We start from the raw sequence: 15,919 nt of genomic DNA, 5'->3' as shown, positions 1-15,919 counted from the left end.
TCAACAAGCAGACTATTCAGTCCCCCATAACCACAAAACGGGCCCTCCAAGGCCCGTTTTTCTTTGGCAGCTCCACCTTCAGAGCCCGCCAACCTCACCAGTTCCATCCCAAGCCAGCACAACACCCCACGGTCAATCCACCTCAGAGCAGCTCCCCTCGGCATCATCCCACCCAAGCAAAGCACGATGCAGGCCCCAGAGCCACACACCCAGACCTCAGCCACCCCCACACCGTCATCCCGGCCCCCGAGCCGGGATCCAGAGCGCCCTACTCAATCAAGCAGTATTGATTTCGATTAGAAGCTATAGATCCATCAACGTGAATACAGCATCTTCAGAGCTGTCATCCTCGAAATATGCAATGAACACTCGGATATTTCTAAATGTTTCGCCATTGTCATGATGCCAAACGATAAATTCTTGTTTCATTTGAGACGCCAACATTGGATCGTTCGTCATGAATACAAAGAAAATGCTCTCCAAATCATACTCAGACACAATCGCTTCGGAGTATTTGAACGCCTTATCGACAAGCATACGAAATAGCCCAATAGAATGGGTGAATTTTACCTCGTATCCAAGCTTCATCCCATCATGATCAATTATAAAATTTGGAAATCTATTCCTTGTTACAGCATCTGGAAATCTCGCATGTAGCCAACGATAAACTAAATCCTCGGCGATCCGTTCTTTCTTAAAATTATTTATTCGGTCTCGCGTAGACGATTTGTACTCAGCAACATCACGCACTTCTTCTAAAGCCTCATTAGAAACATCAGCTTCAAGAAATTTATTTGCATACCTCAAGAAATCTTCCGACTTATACATCAAGAAAGAGGAAATGTTTCCCTTAGACAGTGCCTCAGATACAAGTTCCGGCCGAGGACCAATGGTTTTCTTGCCACTGGCGTTTACCACCCACCACCAATCTTCTTTTGAGTCATCCGTTACAAAAATAACCGAAGCTTCATCGTTTGTATTTGCATGCGCAAGTAACTGGTTCCAGACTACATAGTCCCCATATTTGCGCTTGTACAAGATGTCACCATGCAGGTGTTCATCTGGCCCTTTTTTATCTTTGCTGGCATCAAGATATCCCGGAGGAGTATTTTTTGCGAAGCGCTTATCACCTTCGCTATACAAATCATCAATCTCTTTTTGATTTTTTGGAGCGTCTCCCACTCGTCCATCAAAGAGATTATCGAGTCTATTTTTAACGGGATCTTCTTCGTTTAACTTTTGTTGCTTCTTCTCTGTCTCTTCAAGGTCACGAAGAAACTTATCAGTTAACTTCTCAAAACCAGAGATCAGTGGTTTCGGATCTATCAGCGAGTGTCGTTTCTCAAGTTGCAGCAGATTAATTCCACCATTGAGTTCGCTTTTTGCTTTTTCGACAGTTTTGCGAACCTCTGCAAAACGCTTGTGCTGGTCTGCGATAACAACCAAGCGGTTCCTCTGGAACTCCAAAGCAACGTGATGCGGTATCCAAATACGAGTAGAAATCTTTTCGATCACGTCGATCAACTGATCACGCGTTTCCTTTTGATATCTATACAGATTCAGCAATACATTAGTGTCAAAAACAAATAACGCTTCTTTCCAAATCTTTTGAAAATCTTTGTCAGCACCGGGATCAAACTCAGGAAAAAGTCCCTTCATAATCGCCTCAAATAACAATCTAAAAGTGCAAAAATGATAACGTACTATCAGAACAAACGCACGCACAAATCCCCCCGTCATCCCGGCCCCCGAGCCGGGATCCAGAGCCGCCTGCACACACACTTAGCCACCGCCCAGCTGGGTCCCGCATCGCGCTTTGCTTGTGCGGGATTGTTAGTGTTGGGATGTGTTAGGGTGGAGTTGGTCTCCCGAACCGCAATTCCGGGAGACCAGTGGCAGGCGACCGCTGCGGGATCGGGCTTTCACCCGTCGTCATCAAGGTTCTCTGCCGCTTCCTTTTCCCGCTTGGAGAGTTGATTGGGCCGCTGCTTGCACGCCCGCAAACAATCCGAAGCACGATCAGGATATCACTCCTATGACCTTTCTTAAAACCATTCCTTCCTGTGTTGTCGGCATTGATGTTTCCAAGGACACACTGGCACTGTGTGAGCATGACAAACAGACAGTCCAGGTGATTGCCAATGCCTCGCGCTCCATTCGCTTGTTCATGACACACCTTAAACCAGATACATTGGTGGTGCTGGAGCCCACTGGTGGTTATGAGGCTCTGTTGGTCAGCGAGTTATGCGCAGCCGGGATTGCCTGTCACCGTGCTGACACGCTGAAAGTCAAAGCCTTTACAAGGTCTTTTGGTCGGCTTGGCAAAACTGACAATATCGATGCTAAGGCACTTGCAGCCTATGGAGCGGATCGCTGGCGGGGTCTGCCTCTTTATGAGTTGAGCGATAAACATCAAAGCGATCTTGTGGCGCTGGTGGCCCGTCGTCAGGACCTCATGGATATTCAGGTGGCGGAAAAGAACAGGGTTCAGGCCCCCGGATGTGCCAGTGTCAAACACTCCTGCGAGATTGTGCTGGCTTGTATCAGGCGTCAGCTGGAGCGGCTGGATCAACAGATCGAAAGGCTCATTCAAACAAGTGCGGACCTATCTGAGCGCATGGCGACTTATCAGTCGCTGTCCGGAGTGGGGCCGCGCACTGCCATTGCCTTACTGGCAACCATGCCGGAACTGGGAACACTCACACGCCGACAGGCGGCTTCACTGGCCGGGCTTGCACCACATCCAAATGACAGTGGGACACTGCGTGGATACCGGAAAATGCGCGGTGGGCGGCCAGAGGTCCGTAAGAGCCTGTTCATGGCAGCCTTATGTGCCTCCCGTCTCAAAGGTCCACTTCGTAATTTCTATCAACGTCTTATCACAAATGGTAAGAAGCCAATTGTCGCTATCTCAGCCCTCATGAGAAAGATCATCGTCATCCTAAACGCAAGAATGAGAGACAAAATCAGCGCAATGAGTTGATTGTTAGTGTTGGGGTGGTTGGATAAGGGCGTGGGTCGCGGGCAGTGTTGGGGACGGTGCGGGCTCTCAGGCGCGGTGTTGAAGCACCACATCCCCCACCATCCACACCCTCGTCAAAACCGACAATTTGACAACCTCAGGTTTTCATTCCACATTCATACGTGAGGCCTAGAAACCTCCTATAAGACAGCGGTTACCGCTCCCGTTAACTAGCGGATTTTTTGTGCCTGCTTTATAGGTAGCGCGCAAACCCTTTGCTATGAGCGGGAGGGCGGTGAATACAATACCTTCTTCGGAGGGGAATAAACTCGCCTGTCTGTCTTACAGGTTTCTAGCCTCCCGCTCGCCAGTGGGCCCTAGAAAGTCCGCCTGTCGCGCGGTTATTCAACACCCTCAAGACAAAGGGATTGAGAATGACCGACTCCGCATGTGCCTGTGGCACCACAAACACTTTCCAAAACGAAATTGACGAAGTCATCATCGCTGTCTCAGACCTGCAAAATCTCAGCTATATCCAGCACTTACTGCTGACTGAGAGACTGCAGCACAGCAGCGAGCGCGATGCTTTGTTCACTTTGCATCATGCCTTCCGCGACCGACTGGAAGCACTACAAAAAAGCTGCGGAACTTTAGAGCGGGTCGCTCATCCGCAGCCGGTAAATATAAACGTTCCGCTTCCTGATTAAGCCCGCCCAGCGCTCCACAAAGCAAGGGGACCTGCCCGCGTGGAGCCGTGCTGGCCCCTGAGCATTTGGCAACAGCCATCCGCTCCGGTGCCGGAAGCGAGAACGCAGCTACACCCCGCACCCTCGCCACGGCGCCCTGCTGGTCTGCGGAACATACCATCCCCCCGCAGGCCAGCATCTACTTGGCAGAACAGATACCTGTTTTGGCGAGGGAAACCTGCCATGCTTCGCTGGCGTCAAATGGTGTCACCAGCCCGTTGCCACTTTCTTTTTTAAAGCCACCCATGCCATGGGCCACCATGTATTTGGGGTAATAGTCCGGCGCGCCTGAGCCCTGCAAGAAACTGCAAGCGCCGCTGATGCCATCCTTGCTGTACGCCTCCAGCGCTTTGCCAAAGGCTTCGCTCTGTTCCTTGCTCAGCTTCTGAAAGGTCACCAGTCGCAGAACGGAGATCGCCTGATGCGCGCTCTTGTCCTTCACGCGCAGCATATCAAAATACCCACGCGCAAACGCCATCACATAAAGATCAACTGCCGTTTGGTACTGCTCTTTCTCAATGCAGGCAAAGATGGATTGATAAAGGTCTGCCGGTGTGTAGCTCGTCTTGGTCTCTTCCCGCGCCACACAACCCACATTATGGGTCACCTCAAGGTTTCCCTCACTCTGGTAATGGGTGATGGTTCCCTGCGCCTGCGCACCACTGGCAACCATAAAAGCGCCCCCGAGAAGGCCGAGGGTCAGATACGAAAGTTTCAACGAAAACACCTCTCTGTAATCCGGAGGGTACACATCCCGGCACCTCACCACTGCATTCCGCAAGCCCCAGTCATACACCCAGCAAACCGCCCATCACTTGACCTTTGCAAAACACACACCCTCTTATCCGCCGCTTCAATCCGTGAAGAAGAAAGAGCGCCCCTCCTTCGTCTCCAACAACCATTTGCGAAACTCATCCATAAATACACGGCTCCGCCGCGCCAGCTGCTTCTTGGAAGGATAGAGCAGATAAAGCTTGGCAGAACCAAAGCTCCAGTCCGGTAAAACCCGCTCAACCGTTCCCCGTTCCACCGCATCGCGCACAAGATATAAAGGCAAAAGCCCGATCCCGGAGCCAATCTCAACCATCGATAAAATACCAGATGGTGAGTTGGTCCGGCACATCGCGTGCAGCGAAATAGGTCTGCGCAGGCCCGTCTGGTCTGACAGAGAAAGAGAGTTGAGCGCAACATCCAGCGTGTCAATGCCACGGTGATTTTTCAGGTCACTCACCAAAGCTGGGCGTCCATGCTCACTCAAATAATCACAGGAGGCATAGAGCTGAAACTCAACATCACACAAAACCCGGCCAATCATGGCTGAATCAGCAGGAATGCCAATCCGCAGTGCCACATCCACTTCATCTTCAATCAGGTCCAGCTTTTGATCATCCACCAGCAACTCAAGCTTCAAGGCCGGATACCGCCGCACAAAGCCTTTGAGAAATCGCGAAAGCACCCGCTGCATAAAATCCTGCGTGCACGTCACCCGCAACGTGCCGGAAAGCTCCTCCGCTCCTTGCTCAACAGAGGCAAGCGCATCCTGCGAAAGCTGCAACAACCCTTGCGCATGCGGCAACAACCGCTCACCATCCGTTGTCAAACTCAGCTTACGGGTAGAGCGATGCAACACCCGCACGCCCAGCGCTTCCTCAAGCAAAGCCACCTGCTCGCTCACCTTGGCACGCCCCATGTTCAGCTTGCGCCCCGCTGCAGCAAACGAGCCCTGCTCCACCACACAGGCAAAGACAGCAAGCCGCCGGATATGTTTGAGCTCATCTTTCAAATTACTGATCCCTTTTTCGGAACAATATATATCAAATATAGCTCCTAATAAGGAAACAAAATCCACGCCATATTGCTCTGAACAACACAGGGAGCACCCTCATGGAAACAATCTTCATCACCGGCGCAACAGGCACCCTGGCCACCGAAATCATCCGCCAGCTTGCAGAAAAGCCGGTCAAAGTTCTCGGCGGCAGCCGCCAGCCCAAACCAGACACCACCTATGAAGTCGTTGAGTTTGACTACGCCCGCCCCGAAACGTTCACCAGTTTTAAGCGGGCAGACCGAGTTGTGATGATCCCGCGCCCGGTAGATATGGAAGCAGATCAGGTCATGATCCCTGCAATTGAAGCGGCAAAGGCAAGCGGCGTGAAGCAAATCGTGCTAATCACCGGCATGGGCATCAATCACATCCCGCAAGCCCCGCTCTTCCTCGTGGAACAAGCTTTGATCACCAGCGGAGTGGATTACACCATCGTCCGCCCAAGCTTTTTCTACGACAACTTCACCAAGGCAGACGCCCAGACAATCGCCATTGGAAAGCTGTATGCCCCGGCAGGCGATGGTCGCATCAACTTCATTTCCGCAAAAGATGTTGCAGCCGTTAGCGTCGCAGCCCTGCTCAACCCACAAAATGCCAACAAAGCCTTCGACATCACCGGCAGCGAAGCACCAAACTACAGCGAAGTCGCAAAGGAGTTGAGCACAGCACTCGGCAAACCCGTGGCCTACAAAAACATCTCAGAGGAACAGTTCGCTCAGGGATTGAAAGCAGCAGGCTTTGCGGACACAGCCATCGCTTTCTTCCAACAAGTCTATGTTTCCGTCCGCGCCGGACAGAATGCAGCTCTTACAAACGACGTAGAAGCTGCAACAGGCAGCAAACCAGAAGGCCTGAAAGAGTTCATCAGCCGCAATATCCAAGCGTGGGCTTAACGTCTCTGCCCCGTTGCCCGTGCACCTCGTCAGGCAATGGGGCATTCAAAAACTTATCCCCCTTGGCGAAAGATGGCCCCATACTCATTGCATGCCCACGTAACGGGCAGCTGGCGGGCCGTCCGTCGGCGTGTCGTGGGCTGGGTGGGGCTTTTGTGAGGGGTAACGCATCTTGCAAAGGTCCGGTGGCACCGATTTTCAGGCGTGACTGCATGGCCTGAGAGGAAGGGCCCAAGCCTGAAGGGCATCACGCAGTGGCATTTGTCGGTCAGAGAGATAAATGTCAGGGGTAATGGACCTATCAGAGCAAGGAAACCTGCTCAGATACAGCCATTGTCCTTCCGGGAAACCGGCTATCGTGTCTTTCAGGATAAGAGGCGATGTTGGCCATACCAAAATGCCCGGGCAAGGCGAATAGCCGATGCCGAAGACTCGTAACTAACAAATAGCGCAGGCACCGCCTGCTCGCCTTGCCCTCCCCGTAACGGGAGTTTCACGTGAAAACACCGCCGGAAATTTCCAGCGGTGCTAAAGCTGCTTGCAGAACGGGATGAAGCGTGTCTCACGCCGCCGCTTTCCCCTTCATCATGTGAAGCCGGTCCGCATCTTCCCGCAAAAGTTTATAGCCAAGCTGCTCAATGAACACCTTCGCCGGATGCGTCCTGATGGGATTGAACGTCCAATGGCTGAAGCCCTTTTTCCGAATATCCTCCTCCGTACGCTCAAGCAGATACTTCGCTAATCCGTAGCGGCGAAAATCCGGATGCACATACACGTTGAAGATATGAGCACCGTCATTCTGGAGCCCCCAATAGCAATAGCCTCTGATCTCATCGGCCATTTCAGCCGCAAAAGTACGCGCCAGAACCTCTTCCATCCGCTTACGGTGCACGGCCTCACACGCCTTCCACCGCTCAAAGTTCTGCGGTTCCAGCTCCGCCATGTAATGAGCCTCAAGCTCCAGCAAAGCCGGAAGATCCTTTGCTTCAGATACCCTGACTATGGGAACAACCATCTGCGATCCTCTTATGTCACCAGCGTTACCTTGCCCGTATCAAGGTCATACACCCCGCCAACAACCTTCAGCGTTCCCGCCTTGAAGTGCTTGTCCAATATAGGTGATGCCTGCTGCAGAGCGGTCGTCCCCCACTGCACATTCGCCTTGATCGCATTGACGAGGATATCCCCCTTCTCCGCCTGCGCCTGTTGCACAGGAGGCCGAAGAAGCTCAACAAGCGTCTGGATATGTCCGGGGAACTGGTTGCCACTCTGCACGGAGGAAATCGCCGCTTTCACCGCACCACACTTCTCGTGGCCCAGCACCATAATCAGCTGCGTGCCCAGCACATCAACACAAAACTCAAGACTGGCAAGCCCTTCTGGTGTCACGACATTACCGGCCACACGCACAACAAAGAGATCTCCGCGCCCCGTATCAAACGCCAGCTCCGGCGCCACACGGGAATCCGCACACCCAAGGATCGCCGCAAACGGGTTCTGCCCAGCGGCCAATGCAGCACGTGTGCTCTGGAAATCAGCGGGAGAGATATTCCCCTCAACGTAGCGCTTGTTACCATCCATCAGACGCTTAAGCGCATCATCACCACCAATCTCGTTTTTAGGGATAGGCGGTTCCTGCGCCCCGGCAGAAGAAACAGCACCAACACCACCCGTTGCCAGGGCAGCACCAAATACACCTGCCGTTTTCAGGAACTTGCGACGCTCCGGTGATCCAACCAGACCCGCTTTTTCATTGCACATCCAACACATAGGCTTCTCCTGGCCAAACAAACAAAAGTTGCCGCCAGCCTAAAAGCCCATTCTGGACATTCTGTTGTTGAATTGAGGGAAACAGCCCTAAACGAAAAGAACTCGCAATCGCACCTAAATTTCTCTTTCCAGCCGCGGCCCAATTTCTCTGAATTCGTTATTAAGATAAAAACTCAGAGTGGTCTTCCAGGCCGGCTGATGCGGCGCCCCTACTTCTAAGTAAGGCCAGTCCATCTCCTGCCCCTTCAACACCGCATGCTGCAACAGGCACTTGCCAACACCAGCACACCTGCCAGAAGGCACAACGTAAAATTCAACGATCTCACCAAAGCGCCCACCAGCATAAATGGCTTTCTTCTCCGCCAGCGTAATCAACCCCAGCAGCTCCCCATGGGATCTGGCCAGATACGCCCAATAGCGGGAGCCATCATCGGTCAGAATATCCTCCGCCGTGCTGCGGAACTCCCTCACATCCAGCTCATCATCAGGCCAAAGCTCACTCTCCATCGCAAAGACAAGTTCCCCCAAGCGATGGGCATCTGCTTCTCGGGCAGGCTCAACGGTAATCTCATCGAATATCACGGACCAATCTCCCTGATCTCAAATCGCCAGCAAGAGCCTAGCAATTTTGAGAGAGCCTACCCATTCTCAAAACTGGGAGAACCTGAACGCAAAAAGGCATCACTTTAGGGAGGCCTGATCACTCCCCTCCACAATGATGAAGCTATAATCAAACGGATACTTGGACCAGTGATGATAAGGCGCGGCTTCTATATGGATCTCACTGGAAGGAAGCGGTTTGCCCTTCAGCTTCTCATAAAGCGCTTTCATATTCTCCGGCACAACCTTCGTATGCCCCTTCCAAAGCACCGCAACAGGATAGGCATAGTTGATATCGATGCCGGAGTACTCAGGAATAGTCACCGCCCAGTTCGGTTTCAGATCCCCGATGTTACCGGCAATACTGTGCGAGGTCGTAAGCACACTGCGCACCCCATACTGCGCAAGCGTATCAACAATGGCCTGCGACGGCAGCGAATGTGCACTCGGCTTCTTGAAGCTGCCATAAGCGAAGTTGAAAGGAATAAGCACAACAATCACCACAGCCAAGATACAGGCTGTTCCCAGCACAATCTTTGCCTGTCGTATGGAAACTTCAGCAAACAGCCATAGCGAAGCAACGAGCGGTGCCAGGAATAGGATCGGCTGAAGCCACCTGTCCTTCACATTGGTCGCCCCACTGGCAATCACCGAGACCGCCGCAATAATGAGCCCAAACACCACCACAAGCGTCAGCAGTTTCCGGAGAGGTTCATTCACATACTGATCATGCTGCTCCTCATCCTTCCAATAAAAGCTCGTCGCCCATGCACAGAAGAACAGGACAACGGCCACTATGACGAACTGAAGCGCAGCATTGATCAGAGAGAAGAACCCGGTCAGGAAATGCCGCTCAACCTTATCAATCCCAAACTTATGAACGCGCGCGTAAATCAAATCCTGATTATCAAACATCCAAAATACTGGCGGAACCAGCAGAACCAAAGCAACACCAGCAGAAACAGCGATGTACTTGGAGCAAAGAAAGCGCCGCCCCTGCTCAATGCAAAACCCCGCCGCAATCAAAGCCGCAAACAGAAAGAGGTAATTGTATTTGGAAAGCGCTCCAACCGCGATCACAACCCCAAACACAGCAGCCCGCCACCAGCTCGGCTTTTGAATGCAGGAGATGAAGAGATAAACGGTCCACGCTGAACAGGCGAACATCAAAACCGAATGGCTCAAAGCCCGCTGTGACTCCCAGGAGATCTGCGGCAAAAACAGCAACGCCGCCGTCCCAATCGCTGCCAGTGTCTTATCCGAGACTTTCCGAGCAGTCAGCCAAACACCCAGATATCCAAAGAACAACAAAGAGTTCTTCAGCAAAGCCGTAGCAAAAAGCCCTTTGCCAAACACCGAAAAGAAAATGATCGTCAACCAAGTATAAAGCGGCGGCTGCGGCCCATACCCAAGCTGAAAACTCTGCGCCGCAATAATCTGCTCCGCTTCATCCAGGCCAAGGATAGGTGAGGCAAAATATCGGACTATAGTTTGGACAACAAAATATCCTGCAAGAAGCCAAACAAAGTTATCTGTAATGAACTCGGCCCAATCATTCGATTTACAAAACTGCTTGGTTCTCGAAAAGGCTGCCTGAAATTGCTGCATCTGTTCCGCTTTGTTATTGGGGCTTAGAATATGCCGCTCACCTGTAACATATTGCCCCTAAGTAGATGCTTGTTGATTTAAGTAAAATAGTAAAAACAATAAAAAAGCCCTCGCAAGCATTACCTGCGAAGGCTCAGAACAATTAAATTGTATCGCTTGTTAGTGGCGGAAGTGACGCATTCCGGTGACGACCATTGCCAGACCAGCTTCATCAGCTGCTTTGATCACTTCGTCATCTCGCATGGAACCACCCGGCTGAATAACAGCCGTCGCGCCAGCTTCAGCGGCAGAAAGGAGACCGTCAGCGAACGGGAAGAACGCATCAGACGCAACCACACAACCTTTGGTGAGAGGCTCAGCAAGACCAGCGGCCTCTGCAGCATCCTCAGCTTTGCGAGCTGCAATCCGAGCACTGTCCACGCGGCTCATCTGCCCTGCACCGATACCAACGGTAGCGCCGTCTTTCACATAAACGATCGCATTGGACTTCACATGCTTGCCAACACGGAAGGCCATTTTCAGATCTGCTAGCTCCTGTTCAGATGGCGCACGCTTTGTCACCACTTTCAGATCCAGATCATCAACAACACCGCTGTCACGATCCTGCACCAGCAAGCCACCGGAAACAGTCTTCACATAAAGACCCTTTGCGCGTGGATCAGAAAGACCACCGGTCAGAAGCAGACGTAGGTTCTTCTTCTTGGCAACCAGTGCAATCGCTTCCTCAGTCGCATCAGGAGCGATGATAACCTCGGTGAAGATCTTGGTGATCTCAGCCGCAGCATCTGCATCCAGAGTTCCGTTCAGAGCAACAATGCCACCAAACGCAGAAACCGGATCACAAGCCAGTGCCTTCTCATAGGCTTCTTTCAGCGTAGGCGCTTCAGCAACACCGCATGGGTTCGCATGTTTGATGATAGCAACAGCCGCTGTACGCGCAGGATCAAACTCGGAAACCAGCTCAAACGCGGCATCCGTATCATTGATGTTGTTGTAAGAAAGCTGCTTACCCTGCACCTGTCGAGCAGTCGCAACACCTGGGCGCTGCTCACTGGTTACATAGAAACCAGCTGCCTGATGCGGGTTCTCACCATAGCGCATCACTTCATTCAGCTTGCCGCCAATCGCGCGATAATCAGGAGCAGCTTCATCAATCTGCTCTGCCATCCAGTTGGAAACGGCAGCGTCATAAGCAGCGGTGCGGGCAAATGCCTTCTGCGCCAGCTTCTTACGAAGAGTAATTGGAGACTGACCGTTATGCGTATCCATCGCTACGATCACAGCAGCATAGTCAGCTGGATCAACAACAGTGGTCACATAAGCATGGTTCTTAGCCGCTGCACGGGTCATCGCTGGGCCGCCAATATCGATATTCTCGACACCATTTGCGTAATCAGCACCAGAAGCGACAGTGTCTTCAAATGGGTACAGGTTCACACAAAGGAGATCGATTCCGGTAATACCATGCTCGTCCATCGCAGCAACGTGCTCAGCATCATCACGAATGCTCAGCAGGCCGCCATGAACCATAGGATGCAGCGTCTTCACGCGGCCATCCATGATTTCAGGGAAACCAGTAACCTCAGAAATGTCTTTAACTGGAAGGCCAGCCTCAGCAATGGTTTTGCGAGTTCCGCCTGTTGAGATCAGCTCAACCCCACGTTCGGAGAGAGCTTTTGCAAATTCAACAAGACCGGTTTTATCGGAGACAGAAAGAAGCGCGCGCTTAACCGATACGAGTTCAGGTATCGGAACGCCTTTGGAGACAACGGCCATGGGTAAAAGCCTTATTCTCTGAAAGAGGAAATAGAAGGGTTTGACGCCCGCCAAATAACACTTATTCACAGCCGTGGGAACCCATTTAATAGGGTGTAAGACGGGTTTGACGGGTAACCTTTAGGAGCAGTTTACATCCCCTAAGGGGCATGGGAATAAATGACGTTAGGTCTTCCGCCGTCCCTTCGCAGATGCTGTCTTTCTCAACATCCACGTCACGCTCTGCGCTTCTTTCACACCCAGCGTAATCACGATCTGCTGCGTCTGGCGATGGCCGAACACGTCAGACAGATAGATTGATTCTTCAACGGAGAACTCCAGCCCTTCAGCTGTAAACTCCCACGCCTCACCATCAGCACATTGCAAAACAGCAGCATCGCCCATCGGCAACATGGTGCAAGTGACCTGCGGATGAAGATGGAACCGAATGGTAACCGCCTCTTCCTCACCCTTGTCAGATGTAGGCTTGAAGCGATCAATACCGTCCAGAACCGTACCATCGCGCGAAAGCGTCAGATCACGTTCGTGAGTTATTCCGTAGCGATCAACATACCCATCATGGCTCGCAATCACACGGTCAGAAAGATCCGTATCCTGCCGCTCAGCAGAAACATCTTGCGGCCCAGACAAAACCGGATTTCCCAGCATTTTATCGAAGCGAGATGATGTCAGGAAACGACAAGAGGAAGCATCACCAATGCCAGCAGTGGAATGAGCAGCGGTCGAACGCGCCACCATCTTCCACGCAACTTGCTCACGCGTAGAGACACCACAGTTCACCAAAATACGGTTGCGTTTTGAGGAGAACTCGAAAGACAAACAGCCAGCATGCGTGCTGTTAGAAAAGCGTATCGGTGGAGGAGCACCAACATCCATCACCACCAGACTGTCACCACCAGTCAGACGCTGATAGCCAGAATGAGGCGCACTCATCGGAGGCGTTCCACGTGCATCATCATAAGCGAGGATCGTTGCAACCACATCACCCGGCGTGGAAGCCATGCCGTTGAAGTGAGCGAAGGAACCGTCACCATGACGGAAGAAGCGGATCATCGGCATCATGCGGTCGATGGATTCCATCATCACCGGAGACACCGTTTGCCCTTGCATCACAAGTGCCTGGCGGATCGGCAACAGATCAACAAGGATCTCGATGATGGCACCTGGATGCCGGGAGATATGTCCACCATCTGGAAGGATCTGGCGTTTCAGCTCCTGATCAAGCCGCTTTAATGCCTGCTTGATGTGGCGCCCCTGACCGTCCATGGAAACAGTCGCACACGCATTTGCCATAGCAACGGTTAAACGCGGTAGCCCATCCGGCGCTTTGTTCATGGTCCGGCGAAGGAAGCGAACCTGTCGGAACAGCGAGCGCATGAAGGCACGATAGAAATCAGCTTCGCATCCGGTCAGCAACAACGGAGATTGCGCCATCCAGCTTAGAACACGGCGAGCAACAACTTCCTGCTTCCAGCCAATGTCATGCCAGCGACCACAGGTCTTGATCCAGTCTTCAACCAAAGCACGAGCATTTTGCTGTGCCATATTGGTTTCAGCAGCACGCAAATGACGGAGCCAGGAAAAACCGTGCAGAGCTTTCGCCCATTGCAGATTCGGAGGCTCAACATCAAACGGAGACTGACCGCCAACTTCAACCAGATGCCCTGCAAACAGGAAGCGTCCGGCATAGATATCAGCAGCATTCGTCGCGTCTGCAGTACGAAGATCCTGAGGAGCAATAAGAAGACGCGATGGCGCACTCCCGAACGAGAACATGCGGAACATTGATCCCCCGCGTGCCCAGTTCAGGCTGTTTTGAGCCATGTTTTGTGTCAAAAGGCTAAGGATTCTGAGCCTTTCGGACACCGTTGCGCCCGTCATACCCCTTCAGCTCTCCGCTATAGCGTATCCTCGAAAACCATAGGCCTTCAAATAAGGAAACGCGAAAAAACAAAGATTTAGAGCGTGATCTATAAATGCGTTTTGCAACCGCACGCTCTAAACCAAACTTAATAAATGGTTTGCGCCCAAGCTCTTTAAATCTCGTTAACCATGCTCAATTTGCGCAAATCCTTAGTGACATTCCACCACCTCTTTTTACGAGATGCGCAAACGAGCAGCGAAGAAGCCGTCCAATCCACCAGATGTTTTGCCAGAAGATAGGTTCTGACCTGGCATCGCACGGAAGTCACCTTGGGAGTTGATCGCCTCGGCAACGCCGCCGAGTTCTTCTGCCGTCACAGGCACACGCTGCACCTCTGGATGCTCCAGCAGCAAGCGTTGAATCTGCAGCTCGCCCTCTTCCTGTTCCAGTGAACAGGTGCAGTAAACCAGCGTGCCGCCCGGCTTCAGCCAACCCAATGCTTTCTCAAGCAATTCGTACTGCAAATCAGCCAGCTTAAGCACATCATCTTCACGCTTCAACCAAGCCACATCAGGGTGACGGCGAATGGTTCCGGTCGCAGAACACGGCGCATCAAGAAGGATCGCATCAAACAGATCAATCGGCACAAACTCACGAAGATCAGAGATTTCAGTCTCAGCTTCCAAACCAACGCGCTTCAGATTCTGCGTGAGACGCTGCAAACGACGCGCTGAGATATCAACAGCGGTAACATCTGCACCAGCGGCTGCCAGCTGCATGGTTTTACCGCCCGGAGCAGCACACAGATCAGCAACGACTTTGCCTTTGATGTCACCCAGCAAACGAGCAGGAACAGCTGCCGCAGCATCCTGAACCCACCATTTGCCGTCATCAAAACCCTCAAGCTTTTCAATAGGCCCATCTGGCTGAAGGCGCACAGAATAGCCAAGCTGCACTTCACCACCAAGCTTTTCAGCCCACGCTTCACGATCAGCAGGGACAGTCAGGTCCAGATACGGCTCAGTCATATGCGCAGCGGACATCGCGCGCGCGGCCTCTTCACCATAAACTTCGCACCAACGCGCAAACATCCACTCAGGCGCATTCAGCTTCTCAGCATCCTGCTCTGCAATAATAGCAGCGCCTTCACGAGTTGCCCGGCGCAGAACTGCATTGACGAGGTTCTTGTATGGCTTCGCACGTCCGTCACGACCCGCCAGCGTCACTGCAAGGGACACCGCTGCATGATCAGGCACAGACATAAAGAACAGCTGCGCCATAGCAACGTGCAGAATGTCGAGAACACGGCCAGTTTTCTCAGGGATTGGGCGATCAAGGAAGCGATCAATCACATCCTGAATCTGACCACGACGACGCAGCGCAGTACCGATAATCGCACGAACCAGTGCCCGATCATTCGGCTCAAGACGCTTGTAACCTGGATGGCCATTATTCAGATCAAGCTCACAATCCAGCGGCATGCGCTTGCTGAGCACTTTGCCCAACAGGTCCGTCGCTGCCTTACGCGCTGCATAACCAGGATCTTTGAAAGTACCCTCTACGCTATCCGCGTCAGAAGTTTGGTCATTACCCTTTGGAGTCTTCGGTGCTCCAGAACGCTTTCTCCCCTTGAACTTGGAGTTTTTGCCCTGAGAGGATGTGTTCTTACGCTCTGCGCTCATCGTTGATCCATGTATTCCAGAATGTGTCGCCAGATCCTCGGCGCCAGCTATTCTTGTAAAGATGCATTCTTGCGTGAAAGGCTTCTGTCAGAAACCGGAGTGGACCATCTGGTTCCACTAGAAGTTTTGGCGGATTACTGCCAATTGTCACCATAGGAGAACTGTCAAATCCCGCTCGGCTAACCACAGAACC

The 15,919-nt window shown here is 52.3% G+C and carries 13 protein-coding genes; 3 read left to right on the top strand and 10 right to left on the bottom strand.

Annotation, left to right across the window (positions count from 1 at the left end):
• Positions 1–303: 303 nt before the first annotated feature.
• On the bottom strand, positions 304–1,740 hold the full coding sequence (locus tag PJE062_RS15905; protein WP_008550547.1) for a PIN domain-containing protein: 1,437 nt from the start codon (positions 1,738–1,740) through the stop codon (positions 304–306).
• A 295-nt stretch (positions 1,741–2,035) separates the two neighbouring features.
• Here PJE062_RS15905 and PJE062_RS15900 point away from each other — a divergent pair, with 295 nt between their 5' ends.
• Together PJE062_RS15900 and PJE062_RS15895 are read left to right on the top strand one after the other, a co-directional pair.
• Positions 2,036–2,983 carry an IS110 family transposase gene (locus tag PJE062_RS15900; RefSeq protein ID WP_008550281.1) on the top strand — a complete coding sequence of 316 codons (948 nt, stop codon included), beginning with the start codon at positions 2,036–2,038 and terminating at the stop codon, positions 2,981–2,983.
• Positions 2,984–3,396: 413 nt separating this feature from the next.
• Positions 3,397–3,669, top strand: coding sequence for a hypothetical protein (locus PJE062_RS15895; protein WP_008550570.1), 273 nt, complete (start codon positions 3,397–3,399; stop codon positions 3,667–3,669).
• 178 nt (positions 3,670–3,847) lie between these two features.
• On the opposite strand, the gene PJE062_RS15890 is transcribed toward PJE062_RS15895, so the two are convergent.
• Together PJE062_RS15890 and PJE062_RS15885 are read right to left on the bottom strand one after the other, a co-directional pair.
• A complete protein-coding gene (locus PJE062_RS15890; protein ID WP_208982344.1) occupies positions 3,848–4,426 on the bottom strand; it encodes a hypothetical protein in 579 nt (192 codons plus the stop codon).
• Positions 4,427–4,561: 135 nt separating this feature from the next.
• Positions 4,562–5,491 carry a LysR family transcriptional regulator gene (locus PJE062_RS15885; RefSeq protein ID WP_008550355.1) on the bottom strand — a complete coding sequence of 310 codons (930 nt, stop codon included), beginning with the start codon at positions 5,489–5,491 and terminating at the stop codon, positions 4,562–4,564.
• 101 nt (positions 5,492–5,592) lie between these two features.
• Here PJE062_RS15885 and PJE062_RS15880 point away from each other — a divergent pair, with 101 nt between their 5' ends.
• A complete protein-coding gene (locus PJE062_RS15880) occupies positions 5,593–6,426 on the top strand; it encodes an NAD(P)H-binding protein (RefSeq protein WP_008550574.1) in 834 nt (277 codons plus the stop codon).
• A 562-nt stretch (positions 6,427–6,988) separates the two neighbouring features.
• On the opposite strand, the gene PJE062_RS15875 is transcribed toward PJE062_RS15880, so the two are convergent.
• The 7 genes from PJE062_RS15875 to rsmB all read right to left on the bottom strand — a co-directional run bounded on the left by PJE062_RS15875 (position 6,989) and on the right by rsmB (position 15,726).
• Positions 6,989–7,441 (bottom strand): GNAT family N-acetyltransferase, encoded by a 453-nt coding sequence (locus tag PJE062_RS15875; protein WP_008550120.1) that lies wholly within the window; start codon positions 7,439–7,441, stop codon positions 6,989–6,991.
• Positions 7,442–7,452: 11 nt separating this feature from the next.
• Positions 7,453–8,196 (bottom strand): carbonic anhydrase, encoded by a 744-nt coding sequence (locus PJE062_RS15870; protein WP_235861646.1) that lies wholly within the window; start codon positions 8,194–8,196, stop codon positions 7,453–7,455.
• A 114-nt stretch (positions 8,197–8,310) separates the two neighbouring features.
• Positions 8,311–8,778, bottom strand: coding sequence for a GNAT family N-acetyltransferase (locus tag PJE062_RS15865; RefSeq protein ID WP_014283183.1), 468 nt, complete (start codon positions 8,776–8,778; stop codon positions 8,311–8,313).
• A gap of 99 nt (positions 8,779–8,877) precedes the next feature.
• A complete protein-coding gene (locus PJE062_RS15860) occupies positions 8,878–10,404 on the bottom strand; it encodes a glycosyltransferase family 39 protein (RefSeq protein ID WP_008550132.1) in 1,527 nt (508 codons plus the stop codon).
• A gap of 159 nt (positions 10,405–10,563) precedes the next feature.
• Entirely contained in the window at positions 10,564–12,180 is a 1,617-nt protein-coding gene (gene purH / locus PJE062_RS15855) for a bifunctional phosphoribosylaminoimidazolecarboxamide formyltransferase/IMP cyclohydrolase (RefSeq protein WP_008550346.1), read from the bottom strand.
• Positions 12,181–12,345: 165 nt separating this feature from the next.
• The gene (locus PJE062_RS15850; RefSeq protein ID WP_050773936.1) at positions 12,346–14,004 is read right to left on the bottom strand and encodes a heparinase II/III family protein; all 1,659 of its coding nucleotides are present in this window, start codon (positions 14,002–14,004) and stop codon (positions 12,346–12,348) included.
• A gap of 273 nt (positions 14,005–14,277) precedes the next feature.
• Positions 14,278–15,726 (bottom strand): 16S rRNA (cytosine(967)-C(5))-methyltransferase RsmB, encoded by a 1,449-nt coding sequence (gene rsmB, locus PJE062_RS15845; RefSeq protein ID WP_037037263.1) that lies wholly within the window; start codon positions 15,724–15,726, stop codon positions 14,278–14,280.
• Between the last annotated feature and the right edge of the window lie 193 nt (positions 15,727–15,919).

Origin of the sequence: Pseudovibrio sp. JE062 (assembly GCF_000156235.1) — a bacterium.
GTDB lineage: Bacteria > Pseudomonadota > Alphaproteobacteria > Rhizobiales > Stappiaceae > Pseudovibrio.
The sequence above is the reverse complement of the archived record's forward strand: the minus strand, read 5'-3'. Positions and strand labels throughout refer to the sequence as shown.

Excerpts from the sequence above, each read along its gene's own strand:
- PJE062_RS15880 (WP_008550574.1), top strand. The coding sequence starts at position 5,593 with ATGGAAACAATCTTCATCACCGGCGCAACAGGCACCCTGGCCACCGAA.
- PJE062_RS15850 (WP_050773936.1), bottom strand. The coding sequence starts at position 14,004 with ATGGCTCAAAACAGCCTGAACTGGGCACGCGGGGGATCAATGTTCCGC.
- PJE062_RS15875 (WP_008550120.1), bottom strand. The coding sequence starts at position 7,441 with ATGGTTGTTCCCATAGTCAGGGTATCTGAAGCAAAGGATCTTCCGGCT.
- PJE062_RS15860 (WP_008550132.1), bottom strand. The coding sequence starts at position 10,404 with ATGCAGCAATTTCAGGCAGCCTTTTCGAGAACCAAGCAGTTTTGTAAA.
- PJE062_RS15900 (WP_008550281.1), top strand. The coding sequence starts at position 2,036 with ATGACCTTTCTTAAAACCATTCCTTCCTGTGTTGTCGGCATTGATGTT.
- PJE062_RS15870 (WP_235861646.1), bottom strand. The coding sequence starts at position 8,196 with ATGTGTTGGATGTGCAATGAAAAAGCGGGTCTGGTTGGATCACCGGAG.
- PJE062_RS15905 (WP_008550547.1), bottom strand. The coding sequence starts at position 1,740 with ATGACGGGGGGATTTGTGCGTGCGTTTGTTCTGATAGTACGTTATCAT.
- PJE062_RS15895 (WP_008550570.1), top strand. The coding sequence starts at position 3,397 with ATGACCGACTCCGCATGTGCCTGTGGCACCACAAACACTTTCCAAAAC.
- purH (WP_008550346.1), bottom strand. The coding sequence starts at position 12,180 with ATGGCCGTTGTCTCCAAAGGCGTTCCGATACCTGAACTCGTATCGGTT.
- rsmB (WP_037037263.1), bottom strand. The coding sequence starts at position 15,726 with ATGAGCGCAGAGCGTAAGAACACATCCTCTCAGGGCAAAAACTCCAAG.